The sequence below is a fragment of the Myxococcus hansupus genome (assembly GCF_000280925.3).
GTDB lineage: Bacteria > Myxococcota > Myxococcia > Myxococcales > Myxococcaceae > Myxococcus > Myxococcus hansupus.
Genome location: NZ_CP012109.1, coordinates 7,866,722 through 7,888,757, shown reverse-complemented (window position 1 = coordinate 7,888,757; position 22,036 = coordinate 7,866,722). Strand labels below are relative to the sequence as shown.

General features: G+C 70.0%; 20 protein-coding genes. 6 read left to right on the top strand and 14 right to left on the bottom strand.

Annotation, left to right across the window (positions count from 1 at the left end; translation table 11 throughout):
• The first annotated feature begins 89 nt into the window (after window positions 1-89).
• Entirely contained in the window at window positions 90-977 is an 888-nt protein-coding gene (locus tag A176_RS30975; RefSeq protein WP_002636040.1) for a LysR family transcriptional regulator, read from the top strand.
• Between the two features lie 8 nt (window positions 978-985).
• On the opposite strand, the gene A176_RS30970 is transcribed toward A176_RS30975, so the two are convergent.
• The 3 genes from A176_RS30970 to A176_RS30960 all read right to left on the bottom strand — a co-directional run bounded on the left by A176_RS30970 (window position 986) and on the right by A176_RS30960 (window position 2,934).
• Window positions 986-1,324, bottom strand: a complete 339-nt coding sequence (locus A176_RS30970; protein WP_002636039.1) for a CBS domain-containing protein — start codon at window positions 1,322-1,324, stop codon at window positions 986-988.
• A 158-nt stretch (window positions 1,325-1,482) separates the two neighbouring features.
• Window positions 1,483-2,259 (bottom strand): DUF481 domain-containing protein, encoded by a 777-nt coding sequence (locus A176_RS30965; RefSeq protein ID WP_044890408.1) that lies wholly within the window; start codon window positions 2,257-2,259, stop codon window positions 1,483-1,485.
• 48 nt (window positions 2,260-2,307) lie between these two features.
• Complete coding sequence (locus A176_RS30960) at window positions 2,308-2,934, bottom strand: phenylalanine--tRNA ligase beta subunit-related protein (protein ID WP_002636037.1); 627 nt, start codon at window positions 2,932-2,934, stop codon at window positions 2,308-2,310.
• A 183-nt stretch (window positions 2,935-3,117) separates the two neighbouring features.
• Between A176_RS30960 and A176_RS30955 the strand changes: the two genes are divergently transcribed.
• Complete coding sequence (locus A176_RS30955; protein ID WP_002636035.1) at window positions 3,118-4,740, top strand: ABC-F family ATP-binding cassette domain-containing protein; 1,623 nt, start codon at window positions 3,118-3,120, stop codon at window positions 4,738-4,740.
• Between the two features lie 250 nt (window positions 4,741-4,990).
• Here A176_RS30955 and A176_RS30950 read toward each other — a convergent pair whose 3' ends face one another.
• The 6 genes from A176_RS30950 to A176_RS30925 all read right to left on the bottom strand — a co-directional run bounded on the left by A176_RS30950 (window position 4,991) and on the right by A176_RS30925 (window position 11,627).
• Window positions 4,991-5,758: a PH domain-containing protein gene (locus tag A176_RS30950; RefSeq protein ID WP_002636034.1), complete on the bottom strand. Its 768-nt coding sequence runs from the start codon at window positions 5,756-5,758 to the stop codon at window positions 4,991-4,993.
• A complete protein-coding gene (locus tag A176_RS30945) occupies window positions 5,751-6,320 on the bottom strand; it encodes a PH domain-containing protein (RefSeq protein ID WP_044890360.1) in 570 nt (189 codons plus the stop codon). Before A176_RS30945 ends, A176_RS30950 begins: the two co-directional genes overlap by 8 nt.
• A 143-nt stretch (window positions 6,321-6,463) precedes the next feature.
• Window positions 6,464-7,873, bottom strand: a complete 1,410-nt coding sequence (locus A176_RS30940; RefSeq protein ID WP_002636032.1) for a hypothetical protein — start codon at window positions 7,871-7,873, stop codon at window positions 6,464-6,466.
• Between the two features lie 84 nt (window positions 7,874-7,957).
• Window positions 7,958-9,397, bottom strand: coding sequence for an aldehyde dehydrogenase family protein (locus A176_RS30935; RefSeq protein ID WP_002636031.1), 1,440 nt, complete (start codon window positions 9,395-9,397; stop codon window positions 7,958-7,960).
• A 62-nt stretch (window positions 9,398-9,459) separates the two neighbouring features.
• On the bottom strand, window positions 9,460-10,911 hold the full coding sequence (locus A176_RS30930) for an aldehyde dehydrogenase family protein (RefSeq protein ID WP_002636030.1): 1,452 nt from the start codon (window positions 10,909-10,911) through the stop codon (window positions 9,460-9,462).
• 32 nt (window positions 10,912-10,943) lie between these two features.
• Window positions 10,944-11,627: a TetR/AcrR family transcriptional regulator gene (locus tag A176_RS30925; RefSeq protein WP_002636029.1), complete on the bottom strand. Its 684-nt coding sequence runs from the start codon at window positions 11,625-11,627 to the stop codon at window positions 10,944-10,946.
• Window positions 11,628-11,725: 98 nt separating this feature from the next.
• Here A176_RS30925 and A176_RS30920 point away from each other — a divergent pair, with 98 nt between their 5' ends.
• Window positions 11,726-12,358, top strand: coding sequence for a phospholipase D-like domain-containing protein (locus A176_RS30920; RefSeq protein WP_002636028.1), 633 nt, complete (start codon window positions 11,726-11,728; stop codon window positions 12,356-12,358).
• Window positions 12,359-12,478: 120 nt separating this feature from the next.
• Window positions 12,479-13,807, top strand: a complete 1,329-nt coding sequence (locus A176_RS30915) for a sensor histidine kinase (protein WP_002636027.1) — start codon at window positions 12,479-12,481, stop codon at window positions 13,805-13,807.
• Between the two features lie 2 nt (window positions 13,808-13,809).
• Here the strand turns inward: A176_RS30915 and A176_RS30910 are convergent, their stop codons facing one another.
• The 5 genes from A176_RS30910 to A176_RS30890 all read right to left on the bottom strand — a co-directional run bounded on the left by A176_RS30910 (window position 13,810) and on the right by A176_RS30890 (window position 18,081).
• On the bottom strand, window positions 13,810-14,466 hold the full coding sequence (locus A176_RS30910) for an ATP-binding cassette domain-containing protein (protein WP_002636026.1): 657 nt from the start codon (window positions 14,464-14,466) through the stop codon (window positions 13,810-13,812).
• Between the two features lie 36 nt (window positions 14,467-14,502).
• On the bottom strand, window positions 14,503-15,510 hold the full coding sequence (locus tag A176_RS30905) for a hypothetical protein (RefSeq protein ID WP_002636025.1): 1,008 nt from the start codon (window positions 15,508-15,510) through the stop codon (window positions 14,503-14,505).
• Between the two features lie 306 nt (window positions 15,511-15,816).
• Window positions 15,817-16,590, bottom strand: a complete 774-nt coding sequence (locus tag A176_RS30900; protein WP_002636024.1) for a helix-turn-helix transcriptional regulator — start codon at window positions 16,588-16,590, stop codon at window positions 15,817-15,819.
• An 80-nt stretch (window positions 16,591-16,670) separates the two neighbouring features.
• On the bottom strand, window positions 16,671-17,570 hold the full coding sequence (locus A176_RS30895) for a fatty acid desaturase family protein (protein ID WP_002636023.1): 900 nt from the start codon (window positions 17,568-17,570) through the stop codon (window positions 16,671-16,673).
• Between the two features lie 145 nt (window positions 17,571-17,715).
• Window positions 17,716-18,081 carry a helix-turn-helix transcriptional regulator gene (locus tag A176_RS30890; RefSeq protein WP_002636022.1) on the bottom strand — a complete coding sequence of 122 codons (366 nt, stop codon included), beginning with the start codon at window positions 18,079-18,081 and terminating at the stop codon, window positions 17,716-17,718.
• Window positions 18,082-18,502: 421 nt separating this feature from the next.
• On the opposite strand from A176_RS30890, the gene A176_RS40325 reads away from it, so the two are divergent.
• Both A176_RS40325 and A176_RS30880 read left to right on the top strand, forming a co-directional pair.
• Window positions 18,503-21,031 (top strand): HEAT repeat domain-containing protein, encoded by a 2,529-nt coding sequence (locus tag A176_RS40325; RefSeq protein WP_002636021.1) that lies wholly within the window; start codon window positions 18,503-18,505, stop codon window positions 21,029-21,031.
• Window positions 21,032-21,071: 40 nt separating this feature from the next.
• On the top strand, window positions 21,072-22,031 hold the full coding sequence (locus A176_RS30880) for a ParA family protein (RefSeq protein ID WP_002636020.1): 960 nt from the start codon (window positions 21,072-21,074) through the stop codon (window positions 22,029-22,031).
• Window positions 22,032-22,036 lie beyond the last annotated feature (5 nt).

The following is a 22,036-nucleotide window of genomic DNA, read 5'->3' as shown; positions in this document are numbered from 1 at the left end:
GAGAAGAACTACGCCCTGGACGCTCATGAGAGAATGCGCATGGAATGCACAAGACTGTTGAGCCCCACTCACCAGTAAAGTGAGCGCCCATGCAGGCCGACGTCCGTGAGCTGACGGTGTTCCTGGAGATTGCCCGGTGCTTGAACTTCCGCCGCGCCGCCAGCGCCCTGGGCGTGACGCCCTCCGCGCTGAGCCACAGCCTGCGAGGGCTGGAGGAGAAGCTGGGCCTGCGGCTGGTCCACCGGACGACCCGGAGCGTGGGGCTCACGGCGGCGGGCGAGCGGCTCGCCCAGCGGCTGCGGCCGGCGTTCCGGGACATCGATGACGCGCTCGATGACCTGAACACGTTCCGGGATGCCCCCGTGGGCAAGCTGCGCATCACCGCCGCCCGGGTTGCGACGCGGCTGGCATTGTTACCGGTGCTGGAGCCCTTCCTGGAAAAACATCCAGGCATCGATGTGGACGTCGTGGACGGCGCCTCGTTCGTGGACATCGTGAAGGAGGGCTTCGACGCCGGGGTGCGCTTTCGCGAGCGCGTGGCCGCGGACATGGTGGCCATTCCCCTGGGGCCGCCGCTGCGCTCGGCCATCGTCGCGACGCCCGCGTACTTCGCGAGGCATCCGCCGCCGAAGACGCCGAAGGACCTGGCCGCGCACGACTGCATCCAGCTCCGCTTCACCCACGGCGGTTGCTACGCGTGGGAGCTGGAGCGCAACGGCAAGGAGCTGGAAGTGGAGACGCGCGGCCGGTTGGCGCTGAGCGACCAGGTGGAGATTCTCGAAGCGGCGCTCGCCGGAATGGGGCTGGCCTATGTCTTCGAGTCCCAGGTGGAGTCCCTGGTCCGCCAGAAGCGGCTCGTTCGTGTGTTGGAGGGCTGGTGCCCGGTCTACCCAGGGTTCTTCCTCTACTACCCGAGCCGCAGGCACCTGCCCCCCGTGCTCAAGGCCTTCGTCGACTTCGTCCGCGCGAAGGCCTGAGCGACTGGTTACTGCACCCAGCGTTTGCTGGTCTGGTACACCTCGACCAGGGGGGAGACCAGCGTGATGCGCGGTCCCCACTGGAGGGTTTCGTCCAGGCCTTCGCCCTGCAGGGATTTCAGTGAAAGAATTTCCGACATACAGGCCAGCGGGGCGTGTTCCCACACGCGCGTGAGGTCATCGGCCGTCACGTCGCCAAGAAGCTCACCGTGCGTTTCGTCCACCACCGGAAGCCGGCCCAGGCCATAGCGCTGCATCAGTGACAGTGCCCTCACCACCGTGTCCTTCGGGAAGAGGGTCACTGCCTTGGCCACCACATCCGTCTGCTCCACCTGCTGCTCCGTCATCACCCACCTCGCCACCCGATTGCTGACCTGCGGGACGCAGTAGCAAGACAGTTGCCAACACCCACACGCTCCACCTGACGGGGGCGGGGAAGCAAGCGAGGGTCGGCTGGCGTCGGCGGGGCGACACTCCCTGGAGGTGAAGCGCGCCTGGCTGCTCGCTACAGGCGGATGCCCACGGTGGTGCGGAGCTGGGTGTCGAGCTTGGGGACGGCCAGCGGCGGGTCGTTATCGAAGGTGAGGTTGAAGCCGATGCCCACGGACAGCCGCGCGTTGGGCTTCACCTCGAAAATCGTGTCGTTGAGCAGCCGGATGTCCGTGGGGTTCGTCACGCGGGGCTGCACATAGAGAGTCTCCACCAGGGCGACGTTCTCCATGAACTCCAGCCGGCCCAGGATGTAGCTGGAAAGCCGCGGGTCGGTGCGGAACTGGCCCGCGTCCGGCTCGCTGTCGCGGCGGATGCGCTCGTGCTCCAGCATCAGCGCGAGCCCCACCACGAGCGTCGCCTTCTTGTCGGTCAGCACCTTCAGCCGGGGACCGGCGCCCAGCAGGGCCCGGAACTGGATGCGGCGGAACTCGTCGAATTCGTGTTGGACGAAGGCCTCGCCGGAGAGCCGCTCCGTGAGCCGGTAGCGGTAGCGCAGGTGTTCCATCACCTTGGAGACGATGCGCTCCTCGGCGGCGAAGGCGTATTCGCCTCGGACGACGCCCAGCCAGGTGTGGTTCTCCGTCCGCCACTGGCCCAGCAAGGCGCCGCGCAGGCTGAAGAGCTGGATGCTGCCCGTGCGCCAGTCCATGCCCAGGTCCACCGCGGCCGAGCGGCCGGGGCCCGTGTTCTCGTCGAACAGCGCCTGGACGTTGACGATTTGTGCCGCCGCGCTCGCCGCGTAAAGCCATGCGAGCAGCAGCAGCCCTCTGCTGAATCCCGGTCCGACCATGCCCTCCGTCTGCATGGTCGGGCGCCGGGTTTCAAGGGGCTCAGCGTGTCAGTGCAGGGGCTCCACCGTGGCCCCCGCCCGCTCCAGCAGCTCGCGGTACCAGCCGAAGGCGCGCGCGGTGCGGTCCCCCAGGGCCTTGGCCCCCCAGAGCACCGTGAGGGTGCGGCGGGTGTCCGCGTTCGTCTTGGTGCGCTGCGCGTCCTTCACGGCGTTGGCGCACGGCCCCTCCGCGTCGAAGAGGCACAGCAGGCCCGCCAGGTCGATGCTCTGCCCGGACGCGTTGAAGACGTACTGCGCGCCCTCGGAGGCCACGCCGACGCGGAAGGGCGCCGCGGCGCGGTCCAGGTCCACCACGCTGATGGGCAGGCCGCTGTGCAGCGACACCGCGTTGCACACATCCACGGCGAGGTTGATGGCGCCCAGCGAGCCGTCCCCCGACGCGCGCACCAGGTACTCCGACGCGGGCTTGCCGCGCCCGGTGGGCTTGTAGCCGCCGTGGCGGAGCATGTCCCGGATGGCGCCGCGCACCGTGTCGTCGCTGGACAGGGGCGCCGTGGCGCCGGGCTTCAGCAGGGCCACCAGCCACTCCGGGGAGGGCAGGGTGCCCAGGGGACCGGGGAAGGTGGTGGTGAAGGCCAGGGTGTCCAGGGAGGGGTGGGCGTCGACGGTCAGCACGGGCGGACTCTACGCCACGGCCCGAGTGGGGGCAGGTCCCACTTCCAGCCTGGGGCCGGGGGCCCCGCCGCCTGCCCGCTTCCGTGCAAGAGAAGTCACTTTCCAGGGGTTCGGAACATTCTTCCCGGGGCGCGCTACGTGGCATAAGGGCGCCGCACCCGCTTCCGGGCCCCCCGCACGCACATGATTCGTCTCGACAACATCAGCAAGCAGAACGGCCAGCAGATTCTCTTCATCGAGGCCTCCGCGGCACTCCACAAGGGGGAGAAGGTCGGGCTCGTCGGTCCCAACGGCGCCGGCAAGACGACGCTGTTCCGGATGATCACCGGCCAGGAGCACCCCGACGAAGGCCAGGTCGCGGTCGACCGGGGCGTCACCATTGGCTACTTCAGCCAGGACGTGGGTGAGATGGAGGGCCGCAGCGCCGCCGCCGAGGTCATGGATGGCGCGGGCCCCGTGAGCGTGGTGGCCGCCGAGCTGAAGGACCTGGAGGCCGCCATGGCCGACCCGGACCAGGCGGACAACATGGACAAGCTCGTGGAGCGCTACGGCCTGGTCCAGGGTCGCTTCGAGGAGCTGGGTGGTTACGCCCTGGAGGGCCGCGCGCGGGAGATTCTCGCGGGCCTGGGCTTCACCCAGGAGATGATGGACGGCGACGTGGGCGCGCTGTCGGGCGGTTGGAAGATGCGCGTGGCCCTGGCCCGCATCCTCCTGATGCGCCCGGATTCGATGCTGCTCGACGAGCCCAGCAACCACTTGGACATCGAGAGCCTCATCTGGCTGGAGGAGTTCCTCAAGAACTACGACGGCGCGCTCCTGATGACGTCTCACGACCGCGAGTTCATGAACCGCATCGTGAACAAGGTCGTCGAAATCGACGGCGGCTCGCTGTCCACGTACACGGGCAACTACGAGTTCTACGAGCAGCAGCGGGCGATGAACGAGAAGCAGCAGCAGGCGCAGTTCGAGCGCCAGCAGGCCATGCTCGCCAAGGAGCTGAAGTTCATCGAGCGCTTCAAGGCGCGCGCCTCGCACGCCGCCCAGGTGCAGAGCCGGGTGAAGAAGCTGGAGAAGATTGAACGCGTGGAGCCGCCCAAGCGCCGCCAGACGGTGCTCTTCGAGTTCCAGCCGGCGCCCCGGTCGGGCGACGACGTGGTGAGCCTGAAGGGCGTTCACAAGGCCTACGGCTCGCGGACCATCTACGAGGGGCTGGACTTCCTGGTGCGCCGCATGGAGCGCTGGGCCGTCATGGGCGTCAACGGCGCCGGCAAGTCCACGCTGCTCAAGTTGGTGACGGGCTCCACGCAGCCGGACACGGGCAACGTGGCCCTGGGTGGCAGCGTGAAGATGGGTTACTTCGCGCAGCACGCCATGGACCTGCTGGACGGTGAGCGCACGGTGTTCCAGGCGCTGGAGGACGCGTTCCCCCGCGCCGGACAGGGCTCGCTGCGCGCGCTGGCCGGCTGCTTCGGCTTCTCCGGTGACGAGGTGGAGAAGAAGTGCCGCGTGCTGTCCGGTGGTGAGAAGGCCCGTCTGGTGATGGCGAAGATGCTCTTCGACCCGCCGAACTTCCTGGTGCTGGACGAGCCCACCAACCACCTGGACATGGCGACGAAGGAGATGCTCATCACGGCGCTGTCCCGCTACGAGGGGACCATGCTCTTCGTCTCGCACGACCGTCACTTCCTGGCCGCGCTGTCCAACCGCGTGCTGGAGCTGACGCCCGAGGGCATCCACCAGTACGGCGGCGGCTACACCGAATACGTCGCGCGCACCGGCCAGGAAGCGCCGGGTCTGCGGAGCTGAGACGCCGCGCCCGGTGTATGCCGGGCACGGTACGCTTCGTGGCGGTGCTGGCCCCGCATCGGCCCGCCGCCTGTGCCCGCCGGGCGGGAGGCCGCCCAGTGGGTACGTCGATGCAGGGCGTTGGCGCCGCGCGTGCCCCGCCGAGCGGTGTCTCCGCGGGAATGTCGATGCAGGGCGTTGGCGCCGCGCGTGTCCCGCCGAGCGGTGTCTCTGCGGGAACGTCGATGCGGGGCGTCGGCGCCGCGTGTGCTCAGGGCTCCACGCGGCCCTTCGCCGCCAGGGCGCTCCGGAGCGCCCGCATCTCCCCCAGCAGCTCCTTCGCCGCGCCGAGCGTCTCGGCCGAGGGCGCCGTGGAGAGCGGCAGGGCCGGCTCGGGATGCAGCGGCTCGCCCAGTCCGGCGTCCCGGTGCATGCGCACCCGCGCCATGATGACGTCGCGAATCTCCTCCGGATTGTCCACGCCCCGGAAGTGGGCCTCGTGCAGCCCTTCGTGGGCCGCTGCGTCCACGTCCTTGGGGCCGCTGCTTCCGCCGCCACCCGCCGTCTCCACCTTCACGTCGGAGATGCCGAACAGCCGCTGGAGCGGGTTCTGCCGGATGGAGACCTGCTGGATGTTCGCGAAGGTCATCGTCTTCTCCTGAAGCGAGACGAGCCCTTCCCGGATGCGCAGGCTCCGGTCGGAGAGGATGTACCAGCGGTACTCGTAGTCGAGCCACGCCACCAGGAAGGTGATGGGGACCTGCACCGCGAACGCGAGCCACGCAAACAGCTCGACGACGAAGAAGACCGTGTCCGCGTATTGGTAGGGGATGTGCGGGACGAACCGGTTCTTCACCGCGATCCACGTGAAGAGCAGACCCACGATGACGCCGAACTGCCGCAGGCCCCAGCGGAGCAGTTGGAGGTGGCGGTGGGACGGCGCGGAGCGGAAGACGCGAACCGCCGCCCCCTCGGGGATGTGGGGCGCGGGGGGCACCTTCAACAGGCGCAGGAGCCAGCCGTGCGAGGCGTCAGACATCCTGCTTCTCCCCGCTGCCCAGGCTCAACCGCAGCGCCCGCACCTCCGAGGCAATCTCCCGGAGCGTCGCCGCCAGCTCATCCGAACCCGCGGCCGCGACCTGCGCGGCGTCGCTCGCGGGCGCGTGGCGCTCCCGGCTCCCCCGCATCTTCGAATAGAGGAAGTCCCGCAGGGCGCCGTAGTCGGGGATGCCCTCGATGGTGATTTCCGCCTGCGCGTTGCCGCTGGCCGTCTGGATTTGAATCCGCGCGAGCCCGAGCCAGCGCTCCACCACGTTGCTGGACAGGTGGATGTCCTGGATGCGTGCGTACGTCAGGGACACCTCGCGCCGGAAGAAGATGCCCCAGCGGACGGTGATGCCCTCGGCGTCCAGCGTGTAGCGCAGCGTCTGGTATTTGAAGTAGCGGATGAGCCCCAGGATGGGGAAGCCGGGCCCGGCCAGCAGCGCGCTGACCAAGTAGTAGGTGAGCAGGCTCCGGTGCGGTTGCAGCACCGTGGGCAGTCGCGACAGGAAGCCCCCGTCGCGGGTCGCGGCTGTGAGGGCGTGAGACGAGTCGGTCATGGCGGCCGTACAGGGTCTACCGGGAAGCGGCGAGCAAGAGAGCTACGCACGGGCGCCGGCGTGATTGCGCCGGCCCTCCGTGATTCTGCGCGTGGAGGGAGGGGAACGGCCACCCCCTCCCATGCATATCCACCCGGGGTGAATCAGAGCGGGGAGGCCGTCGCGCAGCTCGGCGCGCCGCTCTCCGCCGTCACCCGCGCGAGCGACTTCGGATTCGCGTCCGTGTAGGTCGACACCCCGAGCACCAGGCAGGTGCGGTACACGAGCGCGCGGCTCGCGGGGAACGCGGTGATGGGCAGGGAGACGCCGTTGTTGAAGTACACCGACGCGATCGCGGAGCCGTAGAACGGGCTGCTGCCCCAGGCGAACTTCTTCCCCGTCACCGGCGACGCGGCCGAAACCCCGCTGTACTGCGCGGACTGGAAGGGCCACTCCCCAGCGCCGAAGCCCGGGCCCAGCAGGGCATTGCCAGAGGCGGCCCGCGTCGTCCCGTTGTTGAGGCTGTAGCCGCCATACACCAGCCCCGTGTCCTGGCCGAGCTTCAGCTCCACGAGCCCCAGCTCGTACAGCACGCCCGTGGCGGGATGCCGTGCGAGCAGCGCGTGGTACTTGCGCGTGTTCCCGATGGGCTCGTTCCACGTCCAGTTCGCCTGGGTCGTCAGCGCGCCCGCGGCCTGCACCCCCGTGGTGAAGTGGTGGCGCGAGTCACCCCACTGCACGTTGTTGAGCGTCGCGCCGGCGTTGGCGTCCGCGAACTCGACGACGCCGTAGGGTCCGCGCATGTCGAAGGAGAGCTGTCCCGCGGTGGCCTCGCCCAGGTCCATGCGGGTGTCGATGCGAGGGAAGTCGGTGCCCTTCTCGAAGACCCAGCGGATGCTGACCGGCACCATGAACTTCTGGTGCGCTGAGGACGCGGCCGCCGTCGCCGCCGTCACATCCGCCATGGCCGCACGCGTGCCCCACTTCGGATAGCGCAGCGTGAAGGTGTGGCTGGCGGAGGTGGACGCCGCCGTCAGCTCCGAGCGCGTGGCCTCCACCGGGAAGCCGAGCCCCAGCGGCGAGTCATCCTCGCCATGCTTCCCCGCGATGGTGCCCGAGGTGCCGTTGTCGAAGGTGCGGTACAGCTCATGCGCGACGAAGTAACCGAAGCCCGTCTCGCCGCCGGCCGTGCCCGTCACCGACACCGTGCGCCACGCCGCGCCTTCGGGCACGTCGTAGGTCATGTGGATGGCGTAGCCGCCATTGCCCGCGGAAGACTGACGCTTGAGTGAGACCGTGCGAGGACGCCCCTGGGAGTCCGTCCAGGTGTACCGGTCCACGGCGATGCCTTCGACCGTCGTCGTCTCGCGGGAGACGCCGTCACCTTGCTCGGAGGTGGGCTCCGTCCCGGCGTCTGGCTCCACTTCGCCGCCGCCATCCGGCGTTCCTGCGTCACCATTGCCCGCGTCCGGCACGCCGGCGTCCTCGCCCGGCGGGTCGTCGGAGTCGCACGCCCCCAAGCCGAGCCCCAATCCCAGCCACAGTGCCACGAGCCATCGTCCGTTCGTTCCCATGGCCCCCGTTATCCTGAGAAACAGGGGCGGGCGCCAGACAGCGAGGCTCTCAAAGAGTGGCGCTGCCCGAACAGCGCGGGCGCCTTACTCGAACAGGCGGCTCGCCAGCCGCGCCAGCTTCTGCGCTTTACCCGTGTACGGGGGGAAGAACAGGTGGACCAGCGACGTGCGCCCCTGGCGCAGGACCGCGCGCTCATGGCTGAAGGTCCGAAACCCTGTCTCGCCGTGGTAGGCGCCCACGCCGCTCTGGCCCACGCCGCCGAAGGGCAGGTTGGGATTCACGTTGTGCAGCACCACCGTGTTGACGCACGCGCCGCCGGAGCGTGTCTCCCGCAGCAGCCGCTCCACCGTGGCCTCGTGCTGGCTGAACACATAGAGCGCCAGGGGCTTGCCACCCTCGCGAAGCTGCGTCAGCACGTCGTCGAGGGACTCGAAGCGCAGCACCGGAAGCACCGGTCCGAAAATCTCCTCGTCCATGATGGGCGCGTCCGGCGTCACGTCCGCGAGAATCGTGGGCGCGATGTAGCGCGAATCCGCGTCCAGCCCGCCGCCGGTCACCACGCGCGCTCCGGCCTCTACGGTGCGGTCCATCAACCGGCGCACCCGCATGAAGGCGCTGTCATCCACCATGCGGCACAGGTCCGTGCTCGCGCGGCGGGCCTCCTCGGTGCGTCCGTAGAAGCGCTCCAGGGCGGCCTTCATCGCCTCCAGCAGGGCCTCTTCCTTGGACGCGTGGACCCAGACGTGGTCCGGGGCGATGCACGTCTGTCCGCCGTTGAGGAACTTGCCCCACACCACGCGCTCGGCGGCGGTGTCCACGTCCGCCGTCTCGTCGACGATGACGGGCGACTTGCCGCCCAGCTCCAACGTCACGCTGGCCAGGTGCTTCGCCGCGGCCTCCATCACCCGCCGGCCCACGCGGGAGCCGCCGGTGAAGAAGAAGTGGTCGAAGGGCAGCCGCAAGAGCGCCTCGCCCACCTCCGGGCCACCCTCCACCAGCGCGACCTCCTCGGGCGGAAACACGTCCTTCAGCAGCTCCGCGATGAAGCGCGCCGTGTTCGGCGTCTTCTCGCTGGGCTTGCACATCACGGTGTTGCCCGCGGCGACGGCGGCCACCAGCGGCGACATCAGCAGGTGGAACGGGTAGTTCCACGGCGCCAGTACCAGCACCACGCCCCGGGGCTCGTACTGCACGTGGCTGGAGGTGCCCGTGAGGAGCAGCGGCGTGGAGGCCTTGCGGGGCTTCATCCACGACTTGAGGTGCTTCTGGATGTAGGCCAGCTCCATCAGCACGGGGAGGACCTCGGTGGCCTCCACCTCGGCGCGCGGCTTGCGGAAGTCGGCGTAGAGCGCGTCCGCCAGGGCCTCGCGGCGAGCGACCAGTTGCTCCTTGAGCGTCTCCAGCCGGGCCAGGCGCTCCTTCACGCCGCGACGCGCCATCTCCCAGCGGTTCGCCCGGAGGCGGTCGAATGCCTCCTGCAAGCCCGCCGGCATCCGCTCTTCTTCCAGCCGTACCACGCGCATCGCCTGGCTCCTTCTGGCGGTGTCCTCCTCATGAGAACACCGCCTGCCCCGGCTTTCGTTGCCTACTCCATCATCCGGGTCGCGCGGGAGGCCATTTCCTGCATCTTCCCGCGGTACGGCGGGAAGAACACTGAAGCCAGCGACTTCATCCACTGGACCATCACCGCCCGCTCGTGACTGAAGGTCTTGAAGCCGAAATGGCCGTGGTAATTCCCCAGGCCGCTCGTGCCGACGCCGCCGAAGGGCAGGTTGGGATTGGCCAGGTGCACCAGGACGTTGTTCACCAGCGTCCCGCCGGAGGTGGTGTTCTGGAGGATGTCGTCCACGGTCCGCTTGTCCTGGCTGAAGACGTAGAGGGCCAGCGGCTTCCCACCCGAGCGGATGTGCGCGTAGACCTCTTCCCGCGACTGGTAGGTCAGCACCGGCATCAGCGGCCCGAAGATTTCGGACTCCATCACCGGGTTGTCCGTCGTCACGCCCGAGAGCACGGTGGGCGCGATGTAGCGCGAGGGCCCGTCCGCCTCCCCGCCCACCTCCACCTTCGCGCCCGCGGCCACCGAGCGGTCGAGCAGGTCCTTCACCCGCCGCCATGCCGCCGGGTCCACCAGCCGCGTGAAGTCAGGGCTCGCCTGCCGCTCCTGCTCCGTGCCGCCGTAGAAGCGGGTGATGGCCGCCTTCATCGCGTCCAGGAACGCTCGCTCCTTCGACGCGTGCACGAACACGTGGTCCGGCGCCACGCACGTCTGGCCGCCGTTGATGAACTTGCCCCAGCACAGGCGCTCCGCCGCGGCGTCGATGTCCGCCGTCTCGTCGATGATGACGGGCGACTTGCCACCCAGCTCCAGCGTCACGCTGGCCAGGTGCTTCGCCGCGGCCTCCATCACGATGCGGCCAATGCGCGTGTTGCCGGTGAAGAAGATGTGGTCGAAGGGCAGGTCCAGCAGCGCCTCCGCCGTCTCCGCGCCGCCCTCGAACAGCGCCACCTCGTTCTCCGGGAACACGTCCTTCACCAGCCGCGCGAGGAAGCGCGAGGTGTTCGGCGTCTTCTCGCTGGGCTTGCACATCACGGTGTTTCCCGCGGCGATGGCGGCGATGAGCGGCGACACCACCAGGTTGAACGGGTAGTTCCACGGCGCCAGCAGCAGCACGGTGCCGCGCGCCTCATAACGCACGTAGCTGGACGAGCCCGCCAGCAGCATCGGCGTGCCCACGCGCGAGGGCTTCATCCACCCCTTGAGGTGCTTCACCGTGTGGTTCAGCTCCTCCAGCGTGGGGTGCAGCTCCGTCAGCTCCACCTCCACCGCGGGCTTGCGGAAGTCCGCGTGGATGGCGTCCGCCAGCTCATTGCGGCGGGTGATGATGGCCTCGCGCAGGCGCTTGAGCCGGGCGATGCGCTCGGCGGCGGTGGTGCGGGACATCGTCCAGCGGTGCGCGCGCTGGGCTTCGAACACGGCGCGGATGTGAGCGGGGTCGGAGGAGGGCTGCGACTCGACGGCGGCGGTGGCTTCGAGCATCGGGTTCTCCTGGGGTGTGGCAGGGCAGGGATTCAGCGGGATTCCATCCCGCGAAGAAGGGTGGTGAGGGCGGTGGTCAGCTCGGCCGTGAAGTCCACGCGCAGCAGGGCCAGGTGGGGCACCTGCTCCAGCACCTCGCGCGCCACCGGGGCCAGGTCCGCCATCTGCCGCAGGCCCGTCACCAGCGCGTGCACGTGGAGGAGGAAGCGCGGACCGTCGCCCTCCTTCATGAAGGGCAGCCGCTGTTCCACCAACGTGCCGCCGCGGAGCAGGGCGGCCATCAGCCGCTCCTTGAAGGGGCGGAGCTGCTCGGCCGTCACGTTCTGCTCCAGCACCGTCTGCAGCAGCGCCAGCAACCGCGTCAGGGTTTCCTCTCCCTCGAGCGACTCGGCCACGGTGCGCGCCAGCCGGGGGCCCGTCCACGGGGACTCGACTGGCTCCAGCATCGACTCCAGGCGGTCGAACCACGCGAAGAGCAGGTCCTCCAGCAACGCCAGGAACAGGGCTTCCTTCGTGGGGAAGTAGAGGAACACCGTCCCCTTGGCCAGGAGCGCCCGGCCGGCCACGTCCGCCATCTTCACGTCGGCGTAGGACGTCGCCTGATACAGGGCCAGCGCCTCATCCAGGATGAGCCGCCGCCGCGCTTCCTTGTCCTCGTCCTTCCGTGCCCGCTGGGGCAGGGCCCGCTTTGCCTTCTCCGCCGGGTTGCTGACCATGACGCAGAGGTAGATGACCCCGGGTCATCCGTCAAGTGACTCAAGGTCATTTGTTGAATAGATGGCTGGGTGGGGATGTGTGTGATGGAGTGTGTACCATGCGTCCCATCGAGGCGGAGCTCCTGTCGGGCAGCGCGCTGTACCGGGAGGTGGTGCTGGAGAAGCTGCTCCACGCCCGTGAGTCGGTGTGGATGGCCACCGCCAACGTGAAGGCGATGTTCGTGGAGCACGGTGGTCGCTTCGTGCCGCTGGTGGACGTGTTGGACACGCTGGCGGCGCGGGGCGTGTCGCTGCGGCTGTTGCACGCGGAGCTGCCGAGCCGTCCCTTCCGCGCGGCCTTCGATGCCCGCTCGCGGCTGGTGGAGGGCGGCCTGTCGCTCAAGGTCTGCCCGCGCGTGCACTTCAAGGCGGTGGTGGTGGACGGGGCCTGGGCCTACCTGGGCAGCGCGAATCTCACGGGCGCGGGGCTGGGCGCGAAGGGGGACTCCGCGCGCAACTTCGAGCTGGGCTTCGTCACCGAGGACTTCGACGTCATCGACCGGGTGACGGCGCTCTACGAGGCGGTGTGGAGCGGCGCGGAGTGCAAGGCCTGCAAGCTGCGTGGGGTCTGCCCCGACCCGATTCTCCCCGCGGGCAAGCGGGCGCCGGAGCCACGACGCTCGCGAGCGGGGACCGCGCGGTTGGGCAAGGCCCGCCGACTTCAGCGTGGCGCCAGCCGCCCAAGTCGCTGACCTGCCGTGGGGCGAGGGTGCGTGCGCGGCCACACGGCACGTGGGCTGAAATCACCGCCGGACCGCTGTACCGTCGGGCTGTCTCACGCGCGCCTCACTTCTCGTCACAGGAAGCCCCTCGTGCGCCCGGCCACGCTCTCCGCCACCTCGCCTCCCGAGCTGGAGTCGCAACTCCAACTGCGGCGCCGCAACTTCATCCTGTGTGCGGTGGTGCTCGCGCTGTCGCTCGTCATGCAGCCGCTGACGCTCGGCCGCGTCGTCCCGGAGATGTACTGGGTTCACCTGGGCTGGTGCGCCGCGTTCATCTTCCTCGGCATCGCGGTGGGGGCGGGCTGGTGGTCGCCCCGGAACATCGGCATGGCGGCGGCCGTCGTCAGCCTCGCCGGGCTCACGCTGGACATCCAGTTCACCGGCGGAATCGTCAGCCCCTTCTTCCCCTCGCTGTACGCGGTGCCGCTCATCATCTGTGTCTTCACCCCGGGGCATCGGCGGCCGACGCAGGTGGCGTGTGTCCTGACGCTGGTGTGTCTGTTGTGGGTGAGCTGGGCGTCGGGCGCGACGTGGCAGGCGACGGTGTCGCAGGGCCTGTCCTTCGTGTTCGTCGCGTGGGTGTCCGTGCTCGGCTCGCAGACGTTCCGCCGGCTGCGAGACGCGGAGCGCGCGGCGGACCAGGAGCGGCTGGTGGCGCTGGAGCGGCTGGCGGAGAGCGAGCGCCTGCGCGCCCAGGCGGACCTCCACCGCGCGGAGATGGCGCGGCTGGCCCTGGTGGGGCAGCTCGCGGCGGGCGTGGCGCATCAGGTGAACAACCCGCTGTCCTACGTGAAGGCCAACCTGGGCTACATCGAGGAGGAGCTGCGCGAGCCCACGCCGGACCTGGAGGACTTGCGGCGTGTGGTGGACGAGACGCAGCAGGGCGTGCTGCGCATCCAGCACATCGTCACGGAGCTTCGCCACTTCTCGCGCACCAACGCGCAGGACGACGATGCCTGCGCGGTGGCGGAGGCGCTGGCGAAGGCGCGCTGGCTGGCGTCCGCGGAGCTGCGAGGCCTGAGCGAGCTGGTGGAGGACGTGGCGCCGGACCTGCCGCGCGTGCGCATGGGCCTGGGGCGGCTGGTGGAGGTGCTGGTGAAGCTGCTCGTCAACGCGGCGCAGGCGGTGGATGCCGCGCAGCCCCGCCGCCCGGGCCGCATCGTCCTTCGCGCGCACGCGTCCCAGGACGGCGTGCGGCTGGAGGTGGAGGACAACGGTCCGGGCTTCCCCGAGGCCGTGCTGCCGCGCCTCTTCGAGCCCTTCTTCACGTTCTCCCGCGCCAAGGCCGCCGGGCTGGCGCTGTCGGTGTGCCGCGACCAGGTGGAGCGCGTGGGCGGCACCCTGTCGGCGGAGAACCCTCCCGAGGGCGGCGTCCGCTTCGTGCTCAACCTGCGGCCGGCGCCCCTCCCCGCCGCCTGACGTCACCCCGCGCGGCGGGAGGTGGCGGGCTCGTCGAAGAAGTCCCGGGGCGAGGCCTCTTCCACGAGGACACCGTCGTCGATGAGCAACACGTGGTCCGCCACCATGCGCGCCAGGGGGAGGTGCTGGGTGACGAGCACCACGGTGCGCTCGGCGCGCAGCATCAGCAGCCGGCGCGCGAGCCACCGGACCCCATCTCCCGTGAGTCCCACCTCGGGTTCGTCCAGCAGCACCAGCGGCGCCCGGCTGGCGACGGCGACCGTGAGCAGGGCCAGTCGCCACAGGCCTTCGGGCAGCAGCGTCACGGGCCGCTCGCGCAGCCGGTCCAGCCGTGCCGCCGCCGCGGGCGCGCAGGCCCAGACGGACTCCAGCGTTCGCCGCGCGTCGTCGCCGAGCAGCTCGCCCAGACAGCGGTGCTCCGAGGGCCGCGATTGTGGCACCACCGCTTGCGCCGAGACGGGGAGGGCCAGCTCCCCTCGCACCCAGAAGTCCGCGCCGTCACCACTGCGGCCGTTGACCAGCGCGCGCAGCAGGGTGCTCTTGCCACTGCCACCCGGGCCCAGCACCACGCTGGTTCTTCGCCAGGGCAGGCCGAAGGAGAGCTTCGCCAACACCGCCCGGGGCCCATAGCCGGCGCCCAGATTCCTGGCTTGAATCACGGCGCGGCGCTCCTTTCGAGGCCAGGGGGACGGCGTTCAGCGGTCGGCGAACAGCGTGTCGGAGCCGGGCGGAGGCGGGCTGGCGTGTCCTCCCAGGAGATTCGGAGCCAGTCGCTCCAGCGTCTCCCGCCACTCCGTGCGCTCCACGGCGGTGGGGTTCTCGATGCAGTCATCGAGCATGTCATCCACGCCCAGCAGCGGACGCGCGAGCTCTGCCAGTGTTTCGGGGCTCAGCGTGGCGTCGCGTTCCATCCGCCGCAGCAGCGCTTCCAGCAGCGCGCCGTCGTGTTCACGCAGCTCGGGGCGGAGGTTCACCTGCGTCAGCAGCTCGGCGAACACCGCGATGTCCTGCCACAGCCGCCGGCCGGAATCGAAGGCATGGCCGTCCTGGCCCCGCAGCCACGCGAGCACCGCCGCCTGCAGCCGCCGCAGCTCGGTGCGGTCCTCGATTCGCAGGTCCTCGTAGACGTCCTTGCCCGTCAGCTCGGAGAAGCACATCGCGGCGCGGCGCAGCACGGGCGCCATAAACGCGGCCGTCGGCTCCGTGCGCGTCAGCAGCCCCCGGCGGAACAGCACGTAGGCCTGCCGGACCTTCAGCGAGCGCTTCAGCTCCTGGGTGAGCAGTCCCTCCAGCTTCGGGGACAGGCCCTCCAGCTCGCACAGGGCGCGCTCCACCGCCGCCGCGCACTTGAACAGCCGCCGCCGCGCGCTCCCACACGTGGCGATGACGCTCCACGGGGCCTCGGCCGCCGTCATCGCGCTCAGGCGCTCCAGCCGCTCGCCCAGGTCCAGCCGCGCGACGAAGGCCAGGTCCGCGATGCGCTGCCTCGCCTCGCCAGCGCCAGCGTCGGTGTTCTCCTCCGACTCGTAGTGGGCGCAGACCGCGCCCAGCGCCTGGGCCCCCGTCTGGAGCACCTGCCGCAGCGCGGGGACTGTCTCCTGGAGCAGGTGCGGCGTCTCCTGCTCCTCGCACCGGCGCAGGTCCACCTGTCGCGCCAGGTGAATGGCGTCCGTCAGCGCTGTCTGTAATTGACCGGGCGTCAAGGGAGGCGGCTCCGAGGCCACCGGAAGGGCCGTTGCGGTGGGCGTCGTGATGAGAGTTTGTAGTGTCGTGAGATAATTATTGTCAAACCAGGGAGGCCTGTGAGGAATCTCCCTGAGAACAGAAATCCTGGGACTTCTCAGCGACGTGGGGGGACGTTACCGGTCCGTCAAACACTTGTACGGCACCCCCAGGCGACGCGCCTCGGGCTAGGCGCTGTATGGGAATGTTGAGTGCCTGTGGTGGCTGGCTCGGATTTCTGGATGCCAACGGCTTCCTCGCTCCCTGCCCACGTCGGTGTGGGTAGGTTATTCGGGCACCTCGGGCGGGCGGCTCACCGGCGCGGTGGCCTCCGCGGGCGGGGCGGCCACCTCTTCCTCGGAGGCGGCGCGTGACGCGGGGGCGCCACCGCCCTGCTGCTGCCGGTCGCGCCAGGCGCTGGGGGACTCTCCCACCAGCTTGCGGAAGAGGCTGCTGAAGTGCTGGAGCGACGCGCAGCCCACCTCCACCGCCACCGCGGTGAGCTTCATGTTCGACTCGCGGAGCAGCGTCTGCGCCATGCGCACCTGCACCGAGTTCAGCTCCGCCTGGAAGGACGTGTCGGCCTCTTTGAGGCGCCGCTGCAACGTCCGCTCGGACATGCCCATCTCGCGGGCCACGTCCGACAGGTTCACCTCCGGCAGCTTCGCGCGCATCACCTGGTGCAGCTCGCGCAGCAGCGGCGACTGCCCGGTGGCCTCCGCGACCAGGCCGTTGAGCTCCGCCAGCAGCGCCGCGGCCTCCGCCTCCGGTTGCCCCAGCCACTGCAACGCCGCGTCAGGCCCGGTGAAGGCGCGGCTGGGGTAGGCCCCGGACAGCAGCGTGTAGAAGCCGCCCACCACCGCGCCCACCACGCCTTCGGGACGCACCAGCGCCTGTTTCAGCACCGACGTGCTGAAGGCCTTCTCCCGGGGCTGCATGTATTTGACCAGGGCCGCGAAGGCCATGGGGTCGGCGGCCTCCAGCCTGCGCGCGTCCACCAGCGAGGCATGGGGCCTGGCGGGAGCGAGCTCCACGTCCAGCACCTGGACGAGCCGGCGCACCTGGGCCTCTCCGGGGCGGCCCCAGATGACGAAGCCGCACAGGTCCGCCGAGGCGTACCAGTGGAGGAAGCTCTCCCCGGCTAGATAACGGCCGTAGGGGTCCCGGAGGTAATCTTCGACTCCGTCTGCCGATCGCACGGCTTGGCAGAATAGCGCTTCGCCACCCGGGCGACCCACAACGGATTGATGGGAGAAAGCTCGGTTGTCAGCTCCGGACGCACCCTGGCCGTGCCGGCGAGCTTCTCCGTGAGGGCCGGGAGCTCGTACCAGGGCACCTGGGGCTTCAGGTGGTGGGCCTGATGATAGCCCGCGTTGAAGAACCAACGGTTGTAGAAGGCCGAGTAGGACGTGGTCCCCAGGGAGTCCTTCTTCTCCGAGTTGGTTTCGAAGTGGGCCGCCAGGTTGAGCCAGTGGATGCAGAATTGCGTCACCAGCAAAACCGCCCACCAGGCCAGTCCCAGCGCGGGCTTCCACACCACCATCGCCAGCAGCAGGCCGTCCACCAGCAGGAAGTCCACCGCCAGCTCCAGCCGCTGGTTCTTCTTCTTGGCCCAGCGCCAGACATGGCCCAGCGTCTCGTACGGCCACAGCCACGGCGTCAGCGCCGAGCGCAGGCAGTAGCGGAACACCCGCTCACCGGGGCGGCGGCGGCCCCAATCCCCGGGTCCGTCGTCGAAGCGGTGGTGGTTGAGGTGGTGGATGTAATAGCCGCGGAAGGGGAACCCACACGCCATGCCCAGCGTCCGGGACACCACCCAGTTCCCCAGCCGGGGCCGGACGATGGCCAGATGCATGTGGTTGTGCAGGACGGCGTAGTTCCAGAAGCCAATCGCCCAACCCAGCACGCACATGCCCCACCGCCCCTCGGTGGGCAGCGCGTCCCAGCTCAGGATGAACGCCGGGAACCAGCACCACCACAGCGCATGCACCGCGAGCTGCGGCAGGTCGGCGGAAGGGGGGGAGGGGCGGACGGGGGTCATGAAGCATTCAGTACGCCCCCCTCGTCGCGGCTGCTTCACTCCACGCGCCAAGCGCTTGCGCCAGGGCGCAATCCGTCCGTCCCTCCCCACCCCTCACGTCCCGGCCAGGGTGTCTACGGCCCCTGACCGGGTCCGCTTCGGCTCGCTACGTCTCGAGCGCGTGCGCTACCTGTCCGAGCAGGCGCAGGCGCGGTGCGTCGAGCTTTCGCACCGTGCGCAGCAGGCGGCGGACTTCAGGGCGCTCGCGGTATTCCGGGGGGTCCTCCGCGAGCGAAGGCGCGCCTTCGATGCCCGCGCCGGCCATGCCGAGCAGCACGTCGGACGAGCAGTTGAGCACCAGGCAGAGCTTGCGCAGCGTGCGGACGCTGGGGAGCATGTGACCACGCTCCAGGCGGCCATACACCTCGGTGGCGATGCCAACGCGCTCGGCCACGTCGGCCTGTGTCAGCTCCAACCGTTGTCGCGCCGCGCGGACCGCGTTTCCAATGAGGGTTGCCAGTCGTTGTTCCATGGCGTGCGGGAAACCTGTCGAAAAGAGGGCTTCGTCCCCCCGCATCGAGGCGGAGAGGCTCCGGGGAGAAGTGACGTCCGTTGGGTGCCTCGTGGAACACAGATTACGAGCGGGGTCTGACATTCCGGGGCTTCCGGGAGGGCCTGTTGGAGCGTCCGGAATCGTGCGCTTCAACCCCCCGCGACACATGTGTCCGCGAGCCGCCTCGGAATCGCGCGGAAGCCGAAAATTCGGCCCGGGCGACGTTGTCAATGGCGGGCCGGGACGGGTTGGAAAAAGCCTTGGTGTTTCCGTGGTTTACGAAATGAGGACGTCTGACGTAGGGTGGGCGCCCCGGTAGGTACCGGGAATCCGGAACAAACCCCCGGTGACTCGGATCCGCAGGCCGCGCCGCGTGCCTCGCGGGGAGGCTGTTGAGGTCGTGAGCGACGAGCGTCCGGACGCGCTGCTCAAGAGCGCACTCGAAAAGATCGTCTACTTCGAGGCGCGTGCCCAACAGCTCCACAGCGAGCTGGCTTCGACACGCGAGGAGATGGAGCACCTCAAGCGCGAGGTGGCGGAGACGCATCAGCGCGAGCTGGGCCTACGCCGTGAGGTGGCGGAGCTGGAAGTCCGCGTGGGCCGCCTCCAGGCGGAGCGCGAGGAGCTCAACCGGCTCAACCAGGTCATGCGCGCCGAGCGGAACCAGATGATGGACAAGCTCCTGGACGTCGGCCGCATCCGTGCGACCGCCCAGGAGCGGGACGACGAGGACGACGACCTGGGGTTGGACCTGGCTTCGTTCATCTCGCAGCTCCGCAGCGAGGTCATCCTGCGCGGTGAGAACGGGCCGGTCGCGCGCGGGCTCGTGGTCCCCACGCGCGGCTCGTCGGTGGCGCTGCGGGAGACGGTCGCCCCGGCGACGCTGATGACGCCCGCGCCGGTGAGCGAGCCGCCCGTGGCGCCGACTGTCGACGGGGACGGCCTGTCGCCGGTGGCGCGCGAGGCGCAGCGGTTCCTCCAGGCGGGCCGGCTGGGCGTGAGCGCGGCGCAGCATGCGGAGCTGTCCTCGCACGCGGGGTTTGGCGGGGGGACCGATGAGACGCTCTTCGGGTTCTCCATCCGCGAGCTGTCGGCGCAGGACTCGGCGGCCCGGGTGCGCGCGGCGGAGCGGCTGAAGGCGTTGTCGCAGTCAGCCGCGGCGCCCGCGCTGGCGTCGGCGCTGCACGCGGAGACGGACCCGACGGCGCAGGTGGCGCTGCTCCAGGCGTTCGCGTCGCTGTGCCAGGAAGAGGGCGCTTCGGTGGTGTCGCCGCTGCTGGCGTCGCCGGTGCCCGAGGTTCGCATCGCGGCGCTCAAGGCGCTGCTGACGCTGGCGCCGAAGGACGCGGCGCCGCATCTGGCGCAGGCGATGAAGGACTCGGACCGTTCGGTGCGGCGCCGGGCGTCGCTGCTGGCGCTGGGGCTGGAAGGCGAGACGGCGCGGCGGCTGGGTGAAGAGGCCATCCACGACGCGGACCCGGAAGCGCGCGCCCTCGCGGCGCTGGCGCTGGGCGCGGGCAGTGGAGAGAGCGCGCGCACGTTGCTGCTGGGGGCGCTGGGTGACCGGGAGGTGCGCGTGCGCAAGGCCGCGGCGCAGAGCCTGTCGCGCATCCTGGGGCAGGATGTCTCCGCCGTGGTGTCCCTGGACGACACGCACCGCCGCCGGGAGATTCGCCGGCTGGCGACGCTGCCCGTGAAGCCCGTGCGAGCGCGGCTGGAGGAGCCCCGAGCGGTGACGCAGGCCGTGGCACCGGTGGTTGCCGTGGCGCCGGAGGCGGTTCACGTCCAGGCGGTGGTGGAACAGCCCGCGTATGCCGTCGCGGCCGTGGGCGCAGGGGTCCGCCAGGCGGCGATTGGTGCGCCGGTGTCCGCGCAGGCGCTGAACGCGCCCGGCGGTGTGGTTCCTGGCGCGGTGACGGCGCCTCAGGCACGTGCGCTTCAGGCCGGTGGAATTCAAGGCGCGGTGGCCACGTCGCACGGGCATGTTGCTCAGACTGGTGGAGTGCAAGGCGCGGCGCCCGTGGCTCAGGCGCGTGCCCCTCAGAACGGCGCTGTGCAAGGCGCTGTGCCCGCATCTCACGGTCACGTCGCTCAGGCTGGTGGGGTGCAAGGCGCGGCGCCTATGTCGCAGGCACGTGCCCCTCAGAACGGCGCTGTGCCCGCATCTCACGGTCACGTCGCTCAGGCTGGTGGGGTGCAAGGCGCGGCGCCTATGTCGCAGGCGCGTGCCCCCCAGAACGGCGCAGGCGCTGTGACGCAGGCTCGGGCTGCTCCGAGCAACGTGCCTCACGGCGCTGGTGCTGCCGCGGCCACGCAGGGCGCTGCCTCCCCGCCGCAGGTTACGGGCGGGCCGTCCTCGACGCCTGCGCGGACCGGCTCCGGCGGGACCCCCGTACCTGGAGCCGTGGCACCCGCCAACGCGAGTTCCGCTCGCGGCGCCCCCGCGTCCACGCCGGGCTCGGCCCAGGGTGGCCCCTCTGTCGCTGGGCCCGGTGCACCGGCGCGCACTGCCGGCGCCCCCGCACCCGCGCAGCGCCCGGCCACCCCGGGGAATCCGCCCCAGGCCCAGGTCGCCGCCAAGGCTCCAGGCCCCACGCCGGCACCTCGAGCCCCGGCGCCCGCGCCTTCTGCTCGACTGTCTCCCGTCCAGGCGGCCCTCGTCGCCATGGGCGCCGTGCCGGGCCAGTCCACCCCCGCGCCCCGCGCCCCCGAGCCCGCCCGTCCGGCACCCGCGCGCTCCAGCGTGTCCCCCGTGGAAGCACTCTGCACCCAGATGCTGACCGAGGTCCGCATGGCCGTGCGTGGCCGCTCGCTCGTCGAGCTGGCAGTCGCGCTCTCGGCCCCCTCGGAGCTCGCCCAGGAGGCGCTCACCCTGTTGTCCGCACGGGGAGCGGTGATTCGAAGGGGGCACAAATACTTCGCCGCTTGAGGCAAGGTAGCCGTCCCGCACGTCTTTTGAAGGGTCGTCCATGGAAGCGCCGACGTACAGCTCCAAGCAGGTCGCCGAGATGCTCGGCGTGTCCCCGAAGCAGATTCCGGAGGAATCGCGGAAGGACGCCTACACGCCGGACGACATCTGGGAACTGCGCACCACGCTCGACCGGTTCCCGGCGCGCCTGGGCCACCGGCGTCAGCTCTTTCTCAACTTCAAGGGCGGCACCGGCAAGACGTCGCTGTCCACGTCCTACGCGTGGCGCCTCGCGGAGCTGGGCTACGCGGTGCTCCTCATCGACCTCGACAGCCAGGGCCACGCCACCAAGTGCCTGGGCTACGAGGGTGAGGACTTCGAGAAGACCCTCCTGGACGTCCTCGTCCGCAAGACGCCCCTGGCCAAGGTCATCCAGAAGTCCTCGCTGCCCAACCTGGACTTCGTCCCGTCCAACCTGACCATGTCCACGGTGGACCTCGCGCTGATGCCCATGGCCGGCCGCGAGTTCAAGCTGCGCAACGCCCTCAAGGACGTGGAGGCCCAGTACGACGTCGTCGTCTTCGACGCGCCTCCGTCCTTCGGCCTGCTCAACCTCAACGCGCTGATGGCGGCGAACGACCTGTTCGTCCCCGTGCTCGCGGACTTCCTGTCCTTCCACGGCCTCAAGCTGCTGTTCGAAACGGTGCAGAGCCTGGAGGAGGACCTGAACCACGTGCTCGACCACGTCTTCATCGTGGTCAACTCCTTCAACGCCACCTTCAAGCTGGCGAAGGAGGCCCTGGAGGCGCTCCAGACGCACTATCCGGAGTTCCTGCTGCCCACCATCATCCGGCAGTGCACCAAGTTCGCGCAGGCCTCCAGTGAGGGCCGGCCGGTGTTCGTCGCGGACCCGTCGTCCAAGGGTGCCAACGACATCCAGGCCATGATTGACAACATCCTGCCCCGGCTGGTGGCCGCGGCAGCCGCTGCCCAGAAGAAGGGCACCCAGCAGGCCGGCTGAGAACC

Bases quoted from the DNA above. Each gene is read 5' to 3' on its own strand.
- A176_RS30975 (WP_002636040.1), top strand. From the start codon at position 90: ATGCAGGCCGACGTCCGTGAGCTGACGGTGTTCCTGGAGATTGCCCGG.
- A176_RS30970 (WP_002636039.1), bottom strand. From the start codon at position 1,324: ATGACGGAGCAGCAGGTGGAGCAGACGGATGTGGTGGCCAAGGCAGTG.
- A176_RS30965 (WP_044890408.1), bottom strand. From the start codon at position 2,259: ATGGTCGGACCGGGATTCAGCAGAGGGCTGCTGCTGCTCGCATGGCTT.
- A176_RS30955 (WP_002636035.1), top strand. From the start codon at position 3,118: ATGATTCGTCTCGACAACATCAGCAAGCAGAACGGCCAGCAGATTCTC.
- A176_RS30950 (WP_002636034.1), bottom strand. From the start codon at position 5,758: ATGTCTGACGCCTCGCACGGCTGGCTCCTGCGCCTGTTGAAGGTGCCC.
- A176_RS30945 (WP_044890360.1), bottom strand. From the start codon at position 6,320: ATGACCGACTCGTCTCACGCCCTCACAGCCGCGACCCGCGACGGGGGC.
- A176_RS30940 (WP_002636032.1), bottom strand. From the start codon at position 7,873: ATGGGAACGAACGGACGATGGCTCGTGGCACTGTGGCTGGGATTGGGG.
- A176_RS30935 (WP_002636031.1), bottom strand. From the start codon at position 9,397: ATGCGCGTGGTACGGCTGGAAGAAGAGCGGATGCCGGCGGGCTTGCAG.
- A176_RS30930 (WP_002636030.1), bottom strand. From the start codon at position 10,911: ATGCTCGAAGCCACCGCCGCCGTCGAGTCGCAGCCCTCCTCCGACCCC.
- A176_RS30925 (WP_002636029.1), bottom strand. From the start codon at position 11,627: ATGGTCAGCAACCCGGCGGAGAAGGCAAAGCGGGCCCTGCCCCAGCGG.
- A176_RS30920 (WP_002636028.1), top strand. From the start codon at position 11,726: ATGCGTCCCATCGAGGCGGAGCTCCTGTCGGGCAGCGCGCTGTACCGG.
- A176_RS30895 (WP_002636023.1), bottom strand. From the start codon at position 17,570: ATGACCCCCGTCCGCCCCTCCCCCCCTTCCGCCGACCTGCCGCAGCTC.
- A176_RS30890 (WP_002636022.1), bottom strand. From the start codon at position 18,081: ATGGAACAACGACTGGCAACCCTCATTGGAAACGCGGTCCGCGCGGCG.
- A176_RS30880 (WP_002636020.1), top strand. From the start codon at position 21,072: ATGGAAGCGCCGACGTACAGCTCCAAGCAGGTCGCCGAGATGCTCGGC.